This window comes from Streptomyces sp. NPDC047049 (assembly GCF_040643995.1).
In the GTDB taxonomy this organism is placed as follows: domain Bacteria; phylum Actinomycetota; class Actinomycetes; order Streptomycetales; family Streptomycetaceae; genus Streptomyces; species Streptomyces mooreae.
Genome location: NZ_JBEYVM010000009.1, coordinates 108568 through 128811, shown reverse-complemented (window position 1 = coordinate 128811; position 20244 = coordinate 108568). Strand labels below are relative to the sequence as shown.

The 20244-nt window shown below is 75.2% G+C and carries 1 protein-coding gene; it reads left to right on the top strand.

Annotated features, from left to right (window positions below; all coding sequences use genetic code 11):
- Positions 1 to 6 precede the first annotated feature (6 nt).
- A complete protein-coding gene (locus tag ABZ851_RS21365) occupies positions 7 to 20226 on the top strand; it encodes a non-ribosomal peptide synthase/polyketide synthase (RefSeq protein WP_361129861.1) in 20220 nt (6739 codons plus the stop codon).
- Positions 20227 to 20244: the final 18 nt, after the last annotated feature.

Genomic DNA, 20244 nt, shown 5'->3' with positions numbered 1-20244 from the left:
GACGACATGACGTCTTCGCATTCGAAGAAGGACCGTGCCGCGGCCCTGCCCCAGGAGCTGCAGGAGGCGCTGCGCCGCCGCCTGGCGGGAGCGGCCCCGCCGGCCGCCGCCAGGGCCCGGCAGCAGATCCCGCGCGCGGACCGGTCGCAGCCCCTGCCGCTCGGCTTCGCCCAGCAGCAGTTGTGGTTCCTGGACCAGCTCCGGCCCGGCGACTCCCGTTACAACAGCGCGGTCGCCCTGCGGCTGACCGGCCCGCTGGACCGTGCCGCGCTGTCCCGGGCGCTGGACGCCGTGGTGGAGCGCCACGAGTCCCTGCGGACCACGTTCGACGACATCGACGGCCGCCCCGTGCAGCAGGTGCACCCGGCCGCGCCCGTGCCGCTGCCGCTGTACGACCTGGGGGAGGAGGCCGGCCCCGCCGCCGGCCCGGGGGACCGGACCGCACCGGGCCCCGGAGCGCTGGACGACGTGCTGCTGGCGGAGTACTCCCGCCCGTTCGACCTGCGCACCGGCCCGCTGCTGCGGGCCCTGCTGATCCGCCTGGCCGACGACGCGCACGTGCTGCTGCTCACCGCGCACCACATCGTCACCGACGGCTGGTCCATGGGCGTGCTGCTGGACGAACTGTGCACGCTGTACGACGCGCCGGCCCACGGTGAGACGCCCGCGCTCGCCCCGGTGGCCACGCAGTACCCGGACTTCGCCGTATGGCAGCGCGAACGGCTGTCCGGCGCCCTGCTGGAGGAACAGCTCTCCTACTGGACCAAACAGCTCGACCGGGCCGTGCCGCCGGCGCTGCCGCTCGACCGTCCCCGCAGCGGCGAGGAGGCGGGCGACGGCGCGGTCCACGCGTTCCGCGTCCCGGCGGCCACGGCGGCCCGGCTGCGGGAGGTGGCGGCGCAGCAGCACACCACCCTGTTCGCGGCCCTGATCGCCGCCTGCCAGGCCCTGCTCGCCCGCTGGTCGGGCCAGGACGACATCGCCGTCGGCTCGCTGACCCCCGGCCGCGGACGCACCGAATTGGAGCGCGCGGTCGGCTTCTTCGTCAACACGGTCGTGCTGCGCGCCCCCGTCGACACCGCGCGCTCCTACCGCGAGCTGCTGGACGCCTCCGCCACCGCCGTCCTCGACGCCTTCGCCCACGGCGACACCCCCTTCGAACGGGTGGTGGAGGCCGCCGGAGCGGTACGGGAGGCGGGCCGCAACCCGCTCTTCGACGTCATGGTCCTGCTCCACCCCGCCCCGCCCGCGGCCCCCGGCCTGCGGGACCTCACGGCCGAGGCCGTCACGGTGCCCCGCCACGCGGCCACCTTCGACCTGAGCATCGAGTTCGTCCCCGACGGAGACGAGCTGACCGGCCTGCTGGAGTACCGCACCGACCTCTTCGACCCCGCCACCGCAGAACGGATGGCCGGACAACTGGTCCTGCTGCTCGACGGTATCGCGGCCGAACCGGACCGCCCGCTGGGCGAACTGTCCCTGCTGTCGGACCGGGAACGGCATCGGCTGACCACCGAGTGGAACGACACCGCACTGGCCGTCGACCCCACCACCTACCCCGCCGCCTTCGAGGCGCAGACGGCCCGCACCCCGCACGCGACGGCACTGGTGGCCGGGGACACCACGCTGGACTACGCCACCCTCAACGCCCGCGCCAACCGGCTCGCCCACCACCTCATCGACCGGGGCGCCGGCCCCGAACAGCTCATAGCGCTGCGGCTGCCGCGCACCGCCGACATGATCGTGGCGATCCTCGCCGTCCTCAAGACCGGCGCCGGATACCTGCCGGTCGACCCCGAACTGCCCGACGAGCGGCTGCGGTTCCTGGTGGCGGACGCCCGGCCGATGCTGGTGCTCGACGAGGCGGGGCTGGCCGACGTACCCGCACCGCCCGGTACGGGCGACCCGGCCGGCGCCGACCCCACGGACGCCAACCCCACCGACGCCGACCGCCGCGCACCCCTGCACCCCGGCCACACGGCCTACGTCATCTACACCTCCGGGTCCACCGGCCGCCCCAAGGGCGTGGCCGTGGAACACCGTGCGCTGATGAACCTGCTGGCCGGCCACCGCAACGGCTTCGTCGCCGCGGCGGGCGGCGGCCCCCTGCGGGTGGCCCTGACCGCCTCGTTCTCCTTCGACACCTCCCTGGAGGGCGTGCTGCTGATGGCCGACGGCCACCGGCTGCACCTGGTCGACGAGACGACCCGGCTCGATCCGGCCGCCCTGGTCGAGTACGTCGTCGAGCACCGCATCGACTTCCTCGACCTGACGCCCTCCTACCTGCGCCAGCTTCTGCCCGCCGGGCTGCTCACCGACCCGCGCCACCACCCCCGGCTGCTGATGCTCGGCGGCGAGGCCGTCGGCCCCGCGCTGTGGCGGGAGCTCGCCGGGCTGGACGATGTCGCGGCCTACAACTTCTACGGTCCCACCGAGTGCACGATCGACGCCCTGGCCTGCCGGATCGACGGCACCGCCCGGCCGGTGGTGGGCCGGCCGCTGGCCAATGTGCGCGCCCATGTGCTCGACGACCGTCTCCAGCCGGTGCCGCCCGGCGTCGGCGGCGAGCTGTACCTGGCCGGCGACCAGCTCGCCCGCGGCTATCTGCACCGCCCCGGCCTGACCGCCGCGCGGTTCGTGGCGGACCCGTTCGGGCCGCCCGGCAGCCGCCTGTACCGCACCGGCGACCTGGCCCGCTGGACCGCCGACGGGCGGCTCGACTACCTCGGCCGCGCCGACGACCAGGTCAAGATCCGTGGCCAGCGCATCGAGCCCGGCGAGATCGAGGCGGCGCTGCTGGACCTGCCCGCCGTCGCCGAGGCGGCCGTCGTCGCCGTCGCCGACGCGCGCGGCCACGCCCGGCTCGCCGCCTACCTGGTGCCCGCCGCGGGGAGCGGTTCGCCGGCCGCCTCCGCGCTGCGGACGGCCCTGGGACGCACCCTGCCGGCCCCCATGATGCCCGCCGCGTTCGTCGTCCTGGACGCCCTGCCGCTCACCACCAGCGGCAAGCTGGACCGCCGCGCGCTGCCCGCCCCCGACCTCGACGCGGCCGCGCGCGAGCGGGAGTTCGTGGCCCCGCGCACCCCGGCCGAGCGGGAACTCGCCGGAATCTGGTCCGCCGTACTCGGCCTCGCACAGGTCGGGGTCACCGACAACTTCTTCGAACTCGGCGGCGACTCGATCCTCAGCATCCAGGCCGTCTCCCGGGCCCGCGCCGCCGGACTGCGCCTGACCTCCCGGGACGTCTTCCTGCACCAGACCGTCGCCGAGCTGGCCGCCGCCGTCGACCTGCGCACCGCCCCACAACCCGCACCCAAGCAGCCGCACCACGAGGGACCGGCCCCGCTCACGCCCATCCAGGAGTGGTTCTTCGCCACCCACGGACCGCAGCGGCACTTCTGCATGTCGATGCTGCTGGACCTGCCGCACGACCTCGACCCGGACGCCCTGGAGCGGGCCCTGCACCTCGTGGCCGCCCACCACCCGGCGCTGCGCACCCGGTTCGTCCGCACCGGCGACAGCTGGCGCCAGCACCCCGTCGACGCCGTCGCGCCCGGCCTTCTGACCAGCCACGACCTCTCCGGGACCCGTGGCGCCGCCCGCGACGCCGCGCGCACCGCCGCGGCCGACGCCGCCCGCGCTGACCTCGACCCCGCCACCGGCACCCTGCTGCGCGCCGTCCTGCTCCACGCGGAGCAGGGCAGCCGGCCGCAACTGTTCCTGACGGCTCACCACCTGGCCGTCGACAGCGTCTCCTGGCGCATCCTGCTCGCCGACCTGGAGAGCGCCTACCGCCGGACCGCCGCCGGCGAGACGGCCCCACTGGAACCCGCCACCACGCCGTTCACCACCTGGGCGGCGCAGCTGACCCGGCATGTGCAGGACGGCGGATTCGACGGCGACCTGGCGTACTGGACGGCCGAGGCCGCGGTGGCGCGTACCCCGCTGCCCGTGGACCGCCCCGGCACCGCACTCGCCGGCTCGGTCCGCACCGTCCGCTCCCGCCTCGACCGCGACACCACCGACGCCCTGCTGCGCCGGGTGCCCGGGGTCTACCGCACCCAGGTCAACGACGTCCTGCTGAGCGCGCTCGGCCGGGTGCTCGCCGACTGGGCGGCCACGGACCGGGTGACGGTGGCCCTGGAAGGGCACGGCCGGGAGGACCTCGACGCGCACGCCGCTCCCGACGACGACGCGGCAGCCGGCTCCGCTGACAGCGCCGACCTCTCCCGGACCGTCGGCTGGTTCACCACCCAGTACCCGGTCACCCTCACCCTGGACGGTCCGTCGCGGGAGCCGGACTGGGGCGCGACCCTCAAGGCGGTGAAGGAGCAGCTGCGGGCCGTCCCCCGCCGCGGTCTCGGCTATGAGGCGCTGGCCCGTCTGGGCTCCCCGGACCCGGCCGCCCGCGCGCTGCGCGAACTGCCCGTGCCGCAGGTCTGCTTCAACTACCACGGCCAGTGGGAGAGCGCGCCCGGCCAGGACTTCGCACCCGCCGGCGAGGTCCCCGGCCGCGACCTGGCCGCCGACGAACCACTCGACCACCTGCTGGACGTCTCGGCCGTCGTGGCCGACGGTGTGCTGGAGCTGACCTGGCACTACAGCGACCAGGTGCACGACGAGAGCACGGTCCGGGAGCTGGCGGACGGCACGGCCCGGGCGCTGGCCGCGATCGCCGCCCACTGCGCACGGCCGGAAGCGGGCGGCTGCACCCCCTCCGACTTCCCCCTCGCCCGGCTGGACCAGGCCGGCGTGGACCGCCTGGCCGGGGACGGGCGCGCCGTCGAGGACATCCTCCCGCTCACCCCGCTCCAGGAAGGCATGCTCTTCCACCGCCTGATGGGCGGGGCCGACGACGTCTACCTCGACCAGGCAAGCCTGCTGCTGGACGGCGTCGCGGACCCGCGCGCCTTCGCCCGTGCCTGGCAGCGGGTCGTCGACCGGACACCGGTGCTGCGCACCTCGGTCGTCTGGGAGGACGTGCCCGTCCCGCTCCAGATCGTGCACCGGCGGGTGACCGTGCCCACCGTCCACGTCGACCTGCGCGAGCTGGACGACGCACGACAGGCCGCCGAACTCGCCCGGATCCAGGCCGAGGACCTGGCCCGGGGCCTGGACCTCGGCACCCCGCCGCTGATGCGGCTCACCCTGATCCAGCTGCCCGGCGGCAGGCTGCGGCTGCTGTGGACCTCGCACCACCTGATCCTGGACGGCTGGAGCCTGGCGCAAGTCCTGACGGAGGTGTGCGAGGAGTACGCCGCCCTCGTCGCGGACCACGCGCCGACGCCACCCGTCCGCCGCCCGTTCGGCGACTATGTGCGCTGGCTGTCCGGCCGGGACGGCCGCGAGGCCGAGGAGCACTGGCGCACCGTCCTCGCGGGCTTCGCCACCCCCACACCGCTGCCCTGCGACCGCCCGGCCCGCGAGGCGCACCGGGCCCGCTCCGCCGCGGTGCACACGGCGAGCCTGCCCGTCGGGCTCTCCCGCGAGCTGCTGCACACCGCCCGCCGCAGCGGACTCACCCTCAACACGGTCGTCCAGGGCGCCTGGGCGCTGCTGCTGGCGCGCTACAGCGGAGAGCAGGACGTGGTGTTCGGCACCACCGTCTCCGGCCGCCCCGACGCCCTCCACGGCGTCGAGTCCATGGTGGGGATGTTCATCAACACCCTGCCCACCCGGGTACGGATCGACGAATCCCGCACCACTGCCGACTGGCTGCGGGACCTCCAGGACGCCCAGTCCGAATCCCGGCGCTTCGAGGCCGTCTCGCTGGCCCAGCTGACCTCGCTCAGCGACGTCCCGGCGGGCACCGCGCTGTTCGACAGCATGGTCGCCTTCGAGAACTACCCGTTCGACGACGCCCGGACGTCCGGCGCCGGCGTCCGCATCCTCGACGTCGCCTCGCGGGACGCGACCAACTTCCCGCTGGTCCTGCGCGCCCACCACAGCGACCGCCTCGGCTTCGACCTCGCCCACGACCCGGACCTCTTCGACCCCGCCACCGCCCGCGCGCTCGCCGACCGGCTGTGCCTGCTGCTCGCCGAGATCGCCGCGGGAGCGGACCGGCCGCTGCGCGAGCTGGCGTGGACCACCTCCGGGGAGCGCCGGCGGATGCTGGTGGACTGGAACGGCACGGAACACGGGCGGCCCGGTCAGACCCTGATCGACCTGTTCGAGGACCGGGCAGCCCGCACCCCCGACGCCACCGCCGTCACCTGCGCGGGAACCACCCTGTCCTACGCCGAACTCGACGCGCGGGCAGGCCGGCTGGCCCACCGGCTGGCCGGGACGGGAGCGGGCCCCGAGCGCTTCGTGGCGCTCGCCCTGCCCCGCTCCCCGGAGATGATCGTGGCGATCGTCGCGGTGCTCAAGACCGGCGCCGCCTACCTGCCCGTCGACCCGGAGCTGCCCGAGGGCCGCATCACCCACCTGCTCACCGACGCCGCCCCGGCCCTGCTGGTGACCACCACCGCCGTCGCCGGACGGCTCGGCGACGCCGCCTGCCCCCGGCTGCTCCTGGACGACCCCGAGGTCCGCGCCGACCTCGCACGCCGCCCTGCCACCGGCCCGGTACCCGCCCGCCGCCCGCTGCCCGAGCACCCCGCCTACGTCATCTACACCTCGGGCTCCACCGGCCTGCCCAAGGGCGTCGTCGTGCCGCACGCCAACGTGGTGCGGCTGTTCTCCCGCACCCGGGACTGGTTCGCCTTCGACGAGCACGACGTATGGACGCTGTTCCACTCCTACGCCTTCGACTTCTCCGTCTGGGAGATCTGGGGCGCGCTGCTGCACGGCGGCCGGCTCGTCGTCGTCCCGCACGAGGTGACCCGATCCCCCGAGGAGTTCCTGCGCCTGCTGGCCGACGAGCGGGTCACGGTGCTCAACCAGACGCCCTCGGCGTTCTACCCCCTGATGCGCGCCGACGCCGAACACCCGGAGACCGGGGCGCGGCTGGCGCTGCGGCGGGTGATCTTCGGCGGTGAGGCGCTGGACCCGGGACGGCTCACCGACTGGTACGCACGGCACCCGGACACCGCGCCCGTCCTGGTCAACATGTACGGCATCACCGAGACCACCGTGCACGTCTCGTACGCGCCGCTCGACCGCGCCACGGTCTCCGCGGCCACCGGCAGCACCATCGGCCGCGGCATCCCCGACCTGCGCGTCCGGGTGCTCGACGGCCGCCTCGCGCCGGTGCCGCCCGGCGCCGTCGGCGAGATGTACGTGGCCGGCGAGGGCCTGGCCCGCGGCTATCTGAACCGGCCGGGCCTGACCGCGGCGCGCTTCGTGGCGGACCCGTTCGGCCCGCCCGGCACCCGGATGTACCGCACCGGCGACCGGGCCCGCTGGCGGCCCGACGGCACCCTGGAATACCTCGGCCGGGCCGACCAGCAGGTCAAGATCCGCGGATTCCGGATCGAACCCGGCGAGATCGAGGCCGCCCTGACCGCCCACCCGGACGTCGCCGAGGCCGTGGTCGGGGTCCGCGAGGACACCCCCGGCGTACGGCGGCTGGTGGCCCATGTCGTGGGCACCGGCCAGGACGCCCCGCCGTCCGCCGCCGCCCTGCGCGCCCACCTCGCCGAGACGCTGCCCGCGCACATGGTGCCCGCCGCCTATGTCCCCCTGGACGCGCTGCCGCTGACCGTCAACGGCAAGCTCGACCACCGGGCCCTGCCCGCCCCCGGCCCGGACGGCTTCGCCGCCGGCGAGGACCGCACCGCACCGCGCACCGAGGCGGAGCGCCTGGTCGCCCGGGTGTGGGCCGAGGTCCTGGACGCCGGAGAGGTGGGCGCGGAGGACAGCTTCTTCGCCCTGGGCGGCGACTCGATCCTCGCCATCCGCGTCACCTCCCGCTTGCGCGCCGCCCTCGGTGCCGAGGTCTCGCCCCGGCTGCTGTTCACCCACCCCACCGTCGCCGCCCTGGCCGCCGCCCTGCCGGACCCGGCCGCCGCCCACCGGGCTCCGGACGCCCCGATCCCCGCGGCCGACCGCACCGCCGCACTGTCCCTGTCGTTCCCCCAGCAACGCCTGTGGTTCCTGGACACCTTCGAGCCGGACAGCACCGCCTACGTCACCTTCTTCGTGCTGCGCCTGCGCGGCACCCTTGACGAAGCGGCCCTGCGCACCGCCCTGGACGCCCTGGTGGCCCGGCACGAACCGCTGCGCACCACCTTCGCCGAACAGGACGGCCACGCCTGCCAGCAGGTCCACGCCCCCCACCCGGTCGACCTGCCGCTGGACGACTTGTCGGCCGTCCCGGCCCACGCCCGCGACGGCGCACTCGACGCGCTGCTGGCCCGCGAGGGCGCCCTCCCGTTCGACCTGGCCGACGGACCGCTGCTGCGGACCCGGCTGGTCCGGCTCACCGACGGTGAGCACGTCCTGACCCTGGCCATGCACCACATCGTCACCGACGGCTGGTCCACCGCCGTGCTCGGCCGGGACCTGGGCGAGCTGTACGCCGCCGCCCTGCAGAACCGCGACCCCGACCTGCCCGAACTGCCGCTCCAGTACGCCGACTACGCGGCCTGGCAGCGGACCCGTGCCGCCGGCGCCGGTGACGCACAACTCGCCTACTGGCAGCGGAAGTTGTCCGATGTGGCGCCGCTGGAGCTGCCCACCGACCGGCCCCGTCCCGCCGTCCGTACCGAGAACGGCGCCCTGCTGGAGTTCTCCCTGCCCGCGGCGCTGACCGACCGGCTGCGGGAGACCGGCCGCCGCGCCGACGCCACCCTCTACATGACCCTGCTCGCGGCCTGCAAGGTGCTGCTCGCGCGCTGGGCCGGCCAGGAGGACATCGCGGTCGGCACCGTGGCCTCCGGACGGGAACGCCCCGAACTGGAGCATTTGGTCGGGATGTTCGTGAACACCCTGGTACTGCGCAGCCGGGTGCCCGGCGACCTGCCGTTCACCGCGCTGCTGTCCGAGGTGCGCGCCACCGTCCTGGACGCCTTCGCCCACCAGGACGTGCCCTTCGAGCAGCTTGTCGATGTGCTCCAGCCCGAACGCGACACCAGCCGCACCCCCCTCTTCCAGGTGATGGTGGCCCTGCACAACCTGGGCGGTGAGGCACCGCGCCTGCCGGGCCTCGACGTCGAGACCGTCCAGCCGCCCGGCCGGCACGCCTCCTTCGACCTCGGCTTCGACTTCGTGGAGCGCGACGGCGGCCTCACCGGCTACGTCGAGTACAACACCGACCTGTTCGACGCGGACACCGTCGAGCGGGCGGTCGCCCGGCTGCGCCTGCTGCTGGCAGCGGTCGCGGAAGACCCCGCCCGCCCGGTCGGCGACCTGCCGCTGCTGTCCGGCGCCGAGCGGCGCCAGGTGCAGGAGGAGTGGCAGGGCGAGACCCTGCCCGTCCCTGACCGGACGTTCGTGGACCTCTTCGAGGCGCAGGCGGCCCGCACCCCGCACGCCACCGCCCTGGTGGCCCGCGACGCCACCCTGGACTTCGCGGCTCTCAACGAACGCGCCAACCGGCTGGCCCACCACCTCATCGCGCTCGGCGTCGGCCCGGAGCGGGTGGTCGCCGTGCAGCTGCCGCGCACCTCGGACATGCTGGTGGCGCTCCTCGCCGTCCTCAAGGCGGGCGGCACCCAGCTGTCCCTGGACCCCGGACTCCCCGCCGAGCGCCGCGCGTTCCTGCTCTCCGACGCCGCACCCCAGACCGTCCTGACGGCCGACGCGCTGCGCGACATCCCGCTGGAACAGCAGCCCGGCCACAACCCCACCGACGCCGACCGCACCTCGCCCCTGTACGGCGCCCACACCGCCTACCTCAACTACACCTCCGGCTCCACCGGCCGGCCCAAGGGCGTCTCCGTCGAACACCGCCAGCTGGTCAACCTCTGCCACGACCACCTGGCCGGGCTCGTCACCCCGCACACCACCGACGGCCGGCCGCTGCGCTTCGCGCTGAGCGCCGCCTTCTCCTTCGACACCTCATGGGAAGGCCCGCTGCTGCTGGCGCTGGGCCAGGAGGTCCACCTCCTCGACGAGGACGTGCGCCTGGACCCGGCCGCCTTCGTCCGCCAGGTCGCCACGAGCCGCCTGGACTGCGTCGATGTGACACCGTCCTTCCTGCACGAGCTGCTGGCCGCCGGGCTGCTCACCGGCGATCACCACCGCCCCCGGATCGTCATGGCCGGCGGCGAGGCCATCGGCACCCCGCTGTGGCGGGAGCTGCGGGAGGCCGGGGGCGTCACCGCGTACAACGTCTACGGTCCCACCGAGTGCACCGTCGACGCCGTGTACGGCGCCTTCGACGGCGACGCCGAACGTCCCCTGATCGGCCGTCCGGGCCGTAACCTGCGCGCCTATGTGCTCGACGGCGCCCTGCGGCCGGTCCCGGTCGGGGTGCCGGGGGAGCTGTACCTGGCAGGCGCCCAGGTCACCCGTGGCTACCTGGGCCGCCCCGGGCTCACCGCCGGCCGCTTCCTCGCCGACCCGTTCGGCTCGCCCGGCACCCGCATGTACCGCACCGGTGACCGGGCCCGCTGGGACCGGCGGGGACTGCTGGAGTTTCTGGGGCGCACCGACGACCAGGTCAAGGTGCGGGGCTTCCGCATCGAACCCGGCGAGATCGAGGCCGCCCTGCTCGACGACCCCGCGGTGGCCGACGCCGTGGTGGTGGCCGCCGAACACGCGGGCCGGACGCGGCTGGTGGCCTATGTGGTGCCCGCCGGGGCGCAGCCGCCCGCGGCCGAGGAGCTGCGGGTCCGGCTGCGGAGCACCCTGCCGGACTACATGGTCCCCGCGGTGTTCGTCCCCCTGGACCGGATCCCCAGGACCAGCAGCGGCAAGACCGACCGGCGCGCCCTGCCCGCGCCCCCTGCCCAGCCCGGCACCACGACCCCGTACACGGCCCCGCGCACCGACACCGAGACCTGCCTCGCCGGCATCTGGGCGGAGGTGCTGGGCGTCCCCCGGGTCGGTGTCGAGGACAACTTCTTCGCCCTGGGCGGCGACTCGATCCTCAGCATCCAGATCGTCTCCCGGGCCCGCCGGGCCGGGCTCGGACTCACCTCCAAGGACGTCTTCCGCCACCAGACGATCGCCGAACTCGCCCTGCGCACCGCCGCGGTGAGCCCGCCGCCCGCCGACGCCACCGGAGCGCCGGCCGGGCCCGCCCCGCTCACCCCCATCCAGCACTGGTACCTCGACGACCGACGGCCCGGGGACGCGCTGCGCTTCACCATGACCAACCGGCTGGAGCTGGCCCCACGCAGCGACGAGGCGGCGCTGCGGCGCGCGGCCGCCGCCCTGGTGGCCCACCATGAGGCGCTGCGCACCTGCTTCCGCCACACCGACGGCACCTGGCACCAGGAGGTCCTGCCGGCCGCCCCCGGGGACGTCTTCGCGCGCCACGACCTCACCGGCCTCGACGCCTCCGGGCAGGAGGAGGCCGTCCAGCGGGCGACCGTCGCCGCCCAGTCCTCCCTCGACGTCACCGAGGGCCGGGTCGTCCAGGTCCTGTACTTCGACCGCGGATCCGACCGCCCCGCCCAACTCGTCCTCACCGTCCACCACTTGGTGGTCGACGGGGTCTCCTGGCGCATCCTGCTCGGCGACCTGGAGGCCGCCTACCGCGACGCCGCCGCCGGACGGGCGCCCGCCCTCGCCCCGGCGAGCAGCGGCTACGGACACTGGGCGGCCCGCCTGGAGCGGCACACCCGTTCCGGCGCCCTCGACGGCGACCTGGCGTACTGGACCCGGACCTGCCGGGCCCCGGCCGGCCTCCCCGCCGGCCGCCCGGGACCCAACACCCACGGCACCGCCGCCACCCTCACCGTCAGCCTGGGCCGCGCCGAGACCGACGCCCTGCTGCGCCAGGTCCCCGACGCCTACCGCACCCAGGTCAACGACGTCCTGCTCAGCGCCCTCGGCCGCACCCTGACCCGCTGGAGCGGCCAGGACACCGTCCTGATCGGCGTCGAGGGGCACGGCCGAGAGGACCTCTTCGGCGAACTGGACCTCTCCCGTACCGTCGGCTGGTTCACCGCCGAGTTCCCGCTCGCGCTGTCCGTCGCCCCGGACGCGGACTGGCGCGACACCGTCCGCTCCGTCAAGGAGCAGCTGCGCGCCGTACCGCTGCGCGGCCTGAGCTACGGCGCGCTGCGCCACCTCCTGCCGCAGAGCCCGCTGCCCGACGCCCCACGGCCGCTCATCGGCTTCAACTACCACGGCCAGTGGGACATCGCCGCCGCCGGCCGCCCCGACGACGACGGGCTGTACCGCGCCGCCCTGCCGCCGGCCGGCCAGGACACCGACCCCGACGAGACCCGCAGCTACCTGCTCGACGTGACCGGCGTGGTCCAGGACGGCCGGCTCGAACTCGGCTGGACCTACCCGCCCGCGGTGTACGACGAGGCCACCGTGCGCCGCCTCGCCGAGGACACCGTCGCGGCCCTGACCGAGATCGTCGCGCACTGCGCCCGGCCGGACACCGGCGGCCGCACCCCGTCCGACTTCCCGCTCGCCCGGCTCGACCAGCGCCAGGTGGACCTGGTCGCGGGCGACGGACGGGACGTGGCGGACATCCATCCGCTCACCCCGCTGCAGGCCGGCATGCTCTTCCACGGGCTGGTCGACTCGGCGGGCGCCTACTTCGACCAGATGGCCGTCCGGATCGCCGGGGTCGCCGACCCGCAGGCGTTCGCCGCGGCCTGGCAGCAGGTCGCCGACCACACCCCGGCGCTGCGCAGCAGCGTCCGCTGGCAGGGCCTGCCCGAACCGGTGCAGGTCGTGCACCACCGCGCCGTCCTGCCCGTCACCCACCACGACTGGCGGACCCTGACCCCCGCCGAGCGCGACCGTGCCCTCGACCGGCTGCTCGCCGAGGACCGCGCGGCCGGGATGGACGTGACCACCGCACCGCTGAGCCGCCTCGCGGTGGCCGCACTGCCCGGCGACGAGATCCTGCTGGTGTGGTCCTCGCACCACCTGATGCTCGACGGCTGGAGCACCGGAGCGCTCTTCGCCGACGTGTGTGCGCAGTACGCGGCGACGGTCGAGCAACGCACCGTCCGCCCGCCGGCCCGCCGCCCGTTCCGCGACTTCCTGCACTGGCTGGCCCAGCAGGACGAGGAGGAGGCCGAGCGGCACTGGTCCGGCACCCTCGCCGGGTTCACCGCCCGCACCCCGCTGCCCTACGACCGGCCGCCCGTCGAGGCGCACCGCGCCCGGTCGAACGCGCTGGTGCACATGGAGCTCACCCCCGAGGTCTCCGACCGGCTGCGCGAGACGGCCGGGCACAACGGCCTGACCGTCAACACGGTGGTGCAGGGCGCCTGGGCGCTGCTGCTGGCGCGCTACAGCGGCCGCCAGGACGTGGTGTTCGGCACCACGGTGTCGGGCCGCCCGGCCGAACTGCCGGGCGTGGAGTCCATGGTCGGGATGTTCATCAACACCGTGCCGACCCGCGTCCGGACCGACGGCGACCAGGGCGTCCTGCCCTGGCTGCGCGACCTCCAGGAGCGGCAGAGCGAATCGCGGCGCTTCGACTTCGTCTCCCTCGCCCGCATCCAGACCCTCAGCGAACTCCCGTCGGGCGAGGCGCTGTTCGACAGCATGACGGTCTTCGAGAACTACCCGTTCGACGAGGAGGCCGCCGCCGGCGCGGGCATCCGCATCCGGGACGTACGCGCCGAGGACGCCACCAACTTCCCGCTGTGCCTGCGCGCCTACCTCGCCGACCGCCTCGGCTTCGACCTCGCCTATGACGGGGCGCTGTTCGACCGTACGACGGTGGAGCGGGCCGCGGCCCACCTGGAGACCCTGCTGACCGCGCTCGCCGACGGCACCGCCCGCCGCCTGGACGACCTCGGCCTGCTCACCGCCGCCGACCGCACGCTGCTGCACCGGTGGAACACCCCCGCACGCCCGGCCGCCGCGGGCAATGCGCCGGTGGACCTCTTCGCCGAGCAGGCGCGCCGCACCCCGGACGAGGTCGCACTCGCGGAAGTGGACGGCGCGCAGGTGACCTACCGTCAACTCGACGACTGGGCGGACCGGGTGGCCGCCCGGCTCCTGGCGGACGGCCTGGCCCCCGAGGGCCGGGTGGCGCTGCTGATGGACCGCTCGGCCGCCCTCGTGGTGGCCCAGCTGGCGGTGCTCAAGGCGGGCGGGGCCTATGTTCCCGTGGACGCCCGCGCCCCCGAGGAGCGCCGGCGGATGCTGCTCGGCCAGGCGGGCGCGACGGCACGGCTGACCGCCGAGGACGTGGCCGCCGCCCGCACCGCCGAACCGGCCGCCGCGCCCGCTGTGCCGCCCGCCGACCCGGACCAGCTGGCGTACGTCATGTTCACCTCCGGGTCGACCGGCACCCCCAAGCCCGTGGGGGTGCGCCACCGCGACGTGGCGGCGCTCGCCACCGACAGCCGCTTCACCGGCCCCGGCTGCGCACGGGTCCTGCTGCACTCACCGGTGGCCTTCGACGCCGCCACCTTCGAGGTCTGGGCGCCGCTGCTGAACGGCGGACGCGTCGTGGTGGCCCCGCCGGGCGCCGTGGACGCGGCCCTGCTGCGGCGGCTGGCCGCCGGGGGAGAGGTGACGGCCCTGTGGCTGACCGCCGGGCTCTTCCGGCTGCTGGCCCAGGACGCGCCCGACTGCTTCGACGGGCTGCGCCAGGTGTGGACCGGCGGCGACGTGGTCCCGGCCGCCGCCGTGCGCCGGGTACTGGCCGCCTGCCCCGGCCTGACCGTGGTCGACGGCTACGGACCGACCGAGACCACCACCTTCGCGACCTCCTTCGCCATGACCGACGCCGCCGCGGTCCCCGGTACCGTGCCCATCGGCCACCCGCTGGACGACATGCGCGCCCATGTCCTCGACGCCCGGATGCGGCCCGTACCACCGGGCACCGCGGGCGAACTCTTCCTGGCGGGCGAGGGCGTGGCCCGCGGCTACCTCGGCCGCCCCGGCGCGACCGCGGCCCGGTTCGTCGCGGACCCCTCCGGCCCGCCCGGCGGCCGGATGTACCGCACCGGGGACCTGGCCCGCCGGCGGCTCGACGGCACGGTGGAATTCCTCGGCCGCGCCGACGACCAGGTCAAGATCCGGGGCTTCCGCGTCGAACCCGGTGAGGTCGAAGGCGTGCTGGCCACCCACCCCGGCGTCGCCGACGTGGCGGTGGTGGCCCGCGAGGACCGGCCCGGAACCAAACGGCTGGTCGCCTACGTGGTGGGCCACAGCGGCGACAACGGGCACGACGGCGACAACGGCCACAACGGCCACAACGGCCACGACCGCCTCGACGCCGAGGCGCTGCGCGCCCACGCCCGCCGGACGCTCCCCGACTACCTGATCCCCACCGCCTTCGTCCCGCTGGCGGCGCTGCCGCTCAGCGTCAACGGCAAGGTGGACCGCGCGGCCCTGCCCGCACCCGCCGCCGGCCCGGACCGCCTTGAGCCGGTCGCCCCGCGCACCGAGGCCGAACGCCGCACGGCCGAGGTCTGGGCCGAAGTGCTCGGCGTGCCGGACGTCGGTGTCGAGGACGACTTCTTCGCGCTCGGCGGCGACTCGATCCTGAGCATCCGGCTGGCCTCCCGGCTGGCGGAGGCGTTCCGGGCCGAGGTGACCCCGCGCGCGGTGTTCACCCACCCGACCCCGGCCGCGCTCGCCGCGCTGCTGGAGCAGGAGGAGAGCGCCCCCGCGGGCCACGGAGCCATCCTCCCGGTCCCACGGGACACCGCGCCGCCGCTGTCCTTCGCCCAGCAACGCCTGTGGTTCCTCGACGCGTTCGCGCCCGGCAGCACCGAGTACATCACCCCGCTGGCGCTGCGCCTGCGCGGCCGGCTGGACACCGCGGCGCTCGGCGCCGCCCTGACCGCGCTGGCGGCCCGGCACGAATCGCTGCGCACCACCTTCGACTCCGAGGACGGCCAGGGCATCCAGGTCATCCACCCGCCCCAGGACGTGCCACTCCCGCTGCACGACCTGTCGGCACTGCCCGCGGCCGACCGCACGGCGGAGCTGGAAAGGCTGCTGGCCGAGGACCGCACCCGCCCCTTCGACCTGCGCCAGGGGCCCCTGCTGCGGGCCCAGCTGGTCCGGCTGGCGGACGACGACCACGTCCTGACGCTGACCCTGCACCACATCATCACCGACGGCTGGTCCACCGCGGTCCTCACCGGCGACCTGGCCCACCTTTACCGGGCCGCGCTCGGCGCCACCACGGCCGAACTGCCGCCACTGCCCGTCCAGTACGCCGATGTCGCCCACTGGCAGCGCACCGCACACGGCGCGGCCGCCGAGGAGCAACTGCGCTACTGGCGCGAACGCCTCGCCGGGGCCGAACCCCTGAACCTGCCCACCGACCGGCCCCGCCCGGCCGTACAGACCAGGAACGGCGCGACGGCCCCGCTCGTCCTCGCACCCGAAACGGCCCGCAGGCTGGCGGAGTTCGGCCGGGCCCGGCAGACCACCCTGTTCACCACGCTGATCGCCGCCGCGCAGACCCTCTTCGCGCGGCTGTCCGGACAGGACGACATCGCCGTGGGAACCGTCACCGCCGGCCGCGACCGCGCCGAGACCCAGCGCCTGATCGGCTTCTTCGTCAACACGCTGGTGCTGCGCTCGACCGTCGACCCCGACGAGCCCTTCCCCGCCTTCCTGGCGCAGGTGCGGGAGACGGTACTGGACGCCTTCGCGCACCAGGACGTGCCGTTCGAGCAGGTGGTGGACGAGGTCCAGCCCGTCCGCGACACCAGCCGCACCCCGCTCTTCCAGGCCATGGTCGTGCTCCAGAACGCGCCCGGCGCGGCACTGGACCTGCCCGGCCTCGACGTGAGCGACATCGAGCCGGACACCCACCACGCCGGCTTCGACATCACCCTGGAGTTCGCCGAAACCGACTCCGGCGCCCTGCACGGGCTGCTCACCTACAACACCGACCTGTTCGACGCCGCCACCGCCGAGCGGATGGCCGACCAGCTCACCACACTGCTGACCGGCATCGCCGAGAACCCGCACCGCCCCCTCGGCGCCCTGCCCCTGGCCCCGGACGACGCCCTGTGCCGCCTGCTGGCCCACGGACGCGGCACCGCCCGCCCCGTGCCCCCGGCCACCCTGCCCGAGCTGTTCCAGCGGCAGGCGGCCCGGACGCCCGACGCGGTGGCGCTGGCCGACGGCGCGCGCGAGCTGACGTACGCGGAGCTGGAGCGGGCGGCGAACCGGCTGGCACACCAGCTGATCGCCCGCGGGGTCGGTCCCGAGGACGTGGTGGCGCTGGCGCTGCCCCGCTCGGCGGAGACCGTGGTGGCCCAACTGGCCGTGGCCAAGGCCGGCGGCGCCTTCCTGCCCGTGGACCCGGCGTACCCGGCCGAGCGGCGCGCGTTCATGGTGCGCGACGCGGCGGCCGCCGTGGTCCTCGACGACCCGGCCGCCATCTGGCGAAGCGAAGGCCCCGACTCCGCGCCCACCGACGCCGACCGCCGCGCGCCGCTGACGGAGGCGCACCCCGCCTACGTCATCTACACCTCCGGCTCGACCGGCACCCCCAAGGCCGTAGTGGTCCCGCACACCGGACTCGCCGGCTTCGCGTCGGCCGCCGCCGAGCGGTACGAAGTGCGCCAGGGCGACCGGGTCCTCCAGTTCGCCTCACCCAGCTTCGATGCCTCCGTCCTGGAGCTGTGCCTCTCCCTGCTCGCCGGCGCCACGCTGGTCGCGGGGGAGGAGGGGCCGCTGCTCGGCGACCGGCTGGCCCAGGTGCTCGCCGAACGGCGGATCACCCACGCCCTGATCCCGCCCGCCGCCCTGGTCACCGTGCCGCCCGAGACCGCCGGCGCGCTGCCCGGCCTGCGCACCCTGATCGTCGGCGCCGAGGCCTGCCCCGCCGACCTGGTGGCGCGCTGGGCGCCAGGCCGCCGCATGATCAACTCCTATGGCCCGACCGAGGCGACGGTGGTGTCCACCTGGAGCGGCCCGCTGACCCCGGAAACGGGCACCCCGCCCATCGGCCGCCCCCTCGGCACCAGCAGGGCGTACGTCCTGGACGCCGCCCTGCGCCCGGTACCGGTCGGGGTGACCGGTGAGCTGTACGTCGCCGGGCCCGGACTCGCCCGCGGATACCTGGCACGCCCGGGCCTGACCGCGGCCCGGTTCGTCGCCGACCCGTTCGGCGCCCCGGGGGACCGGATGTACCGCACCGGCGACCTGGCGCGCTGGGGCGCCGACGGCGACCTGCGCTACGCCGGACGCGCCGACGACCAGGTCAAGGTGCGCGGCATCCGCATCGAGCCCGGCGAGATCGAGAGCGCACTGCGCCGCAGCCCCCATGTACGGGATGCGGTGGTCGCCGTACGCGCCGCGGCCGGCCGGCACCCCACCGGGCCGGCCCGGTTGGTCGCCTACGTGGTCCCGTCCGGCCTCCGGCCCGATGACCGGTCCGACGCCTCGCCCGGCTCCTCGTCCGACGTCGCGTCCGCCCGCACCCCGGAGCCGCCGCTCCTCCCGGAGCCGCTGCCCGTCCCGGAGCTGCGCGAGCACCTGGCCCGCCTCCTGCCCCCGCACATGGTCCCGTCGGTGTTCGTCCCCCTGGCCCGGTTGCCGCTCACCCCGAACGGCAAGACCGACCGGCGCGCCCTGCCCGATCCCGACCCGGCCTCCGTCACCACCGGCCCGCACATCGCGCCGCGCACCGACACCGAACGCCGGATCGCACAGATCTGGGCCGATGTGCTCGGCCTCGACACCGTAGGCGCCGAGGACAACTTCTTCGACCTCGGCGGCGACTCGATCCTGAGCATGCAGGTGGTGTCGCGGCTGCGCCGGGCCGGCCTGCACCTGGCCACCAAGGACCTGTTCACCCACCAGACGGTGGCCGCCCTGGCCACCGTCGTCACCACCGGCCCGGACCGGACCGACAGCGGTCCGGTGACCGGCGACCTGCCCCTCACCCCCATCCAGCAGTGGTTCCTCACCACCCCCCGCGCCAACCACCACCACTTCAACCAGTCCGCGCTGCTCGAACTCGACGGCACTCCCGACCCGGCCGCCCTCCACGCGGCGCTGACCGCCCTGCTGGAGCACCACGACGCGCTGCGTATGCGGTTCACCGAGGAGGGCGGCCGATGGCACCAGCACAACCCGCCGCCCTCCGAGCCGCACGGCCTCCTCACCCGGCACGACCTGACCGGTCTGGCGCCCGACGAGGCCGACACCGCCATGGAGAAGGCGGCCGACGACCTGCACACCGGCTTCGACATCGGCCGGGGCCCCCTCCTCCGGGCGGCGCTGTTCACCGGTGACCCGGACCGTCCCGCCTTCCTGCTCCTGGTGGCCCACCACCTGGTCGTCGACGCGGTGTCCTGGCGCATCCTGCTGGACGACCTGGAGACCGCCTACCACCAGGCCACGGCGGGGCGGCCCATCACGCTCGACGAGCGCACCACCGCCTTCCGGGACTGGGCCACGGGTCTGGCCGCCCACGTTGCCGAAGGCGGTCTGGACCACGAACTCCCGTACTGGGAAGAGGCGGTGACCTCTGCCCCGCTGCCCGTCGACCACGACACCGACACCCCGTCGGGCGCGTCCCGCACGGTCTCCGTGACCCTCGACGAGGCGGACACCACGGCGCTGCTGCGCGCCGCCCCCACGGCCTACCGCACGCGCATCAACGACGTCCTGCTGGCCGCCCTGGCCCTGGCCCTGGCCCGCTGGACCGGCCAGGAGCGGATCTGCGTCGACCTCGAAGGGCACGGCCGTGAGGACGTCCTCGACGGGGTCGACCTCTCCCGCACGGTCGGCTGGTTCACCACCGTCTACCCGGTCGGCCTCCAGGTCTCCGACCCCGCCGAGTTCGGCTCCTCCCGGGACTGGCGGGCCCTGGTCAAATCGGTCCGCCGCCAACTGCGAGCCGTCCCCGGCAACGGTCTCGGCTTCGGCGCCCTGCGCACCCACGGCCCCGCCGAGGTGCGCGAACGGCTGGACCGCACCGGCCGCGGGCAGATCGTGTTCAACTACCTGGGCCAGTGGGACGCGCGGCCCGGCGGCTCCTCCGGGTCACTCGTCCGCACCGAACACGGTTCCTTCGGCCAGGACCACGACCCCCGCGACGGCGGCTCCCACCTGCTGGAAGCCGTCGGCGCCGTGCAGGACGGCCGGCTCGCCTTCACCTGGCACTACCGCCCCGACGTGCACGAGGAGACCACCGTACGGGCGGTGGCGGAGGACTTCGCCGAAGCCCTCCGCCGGATCGCCCAGCACGCCCGGGACAGCGCATGAGGCGCCGACGGACCGGGC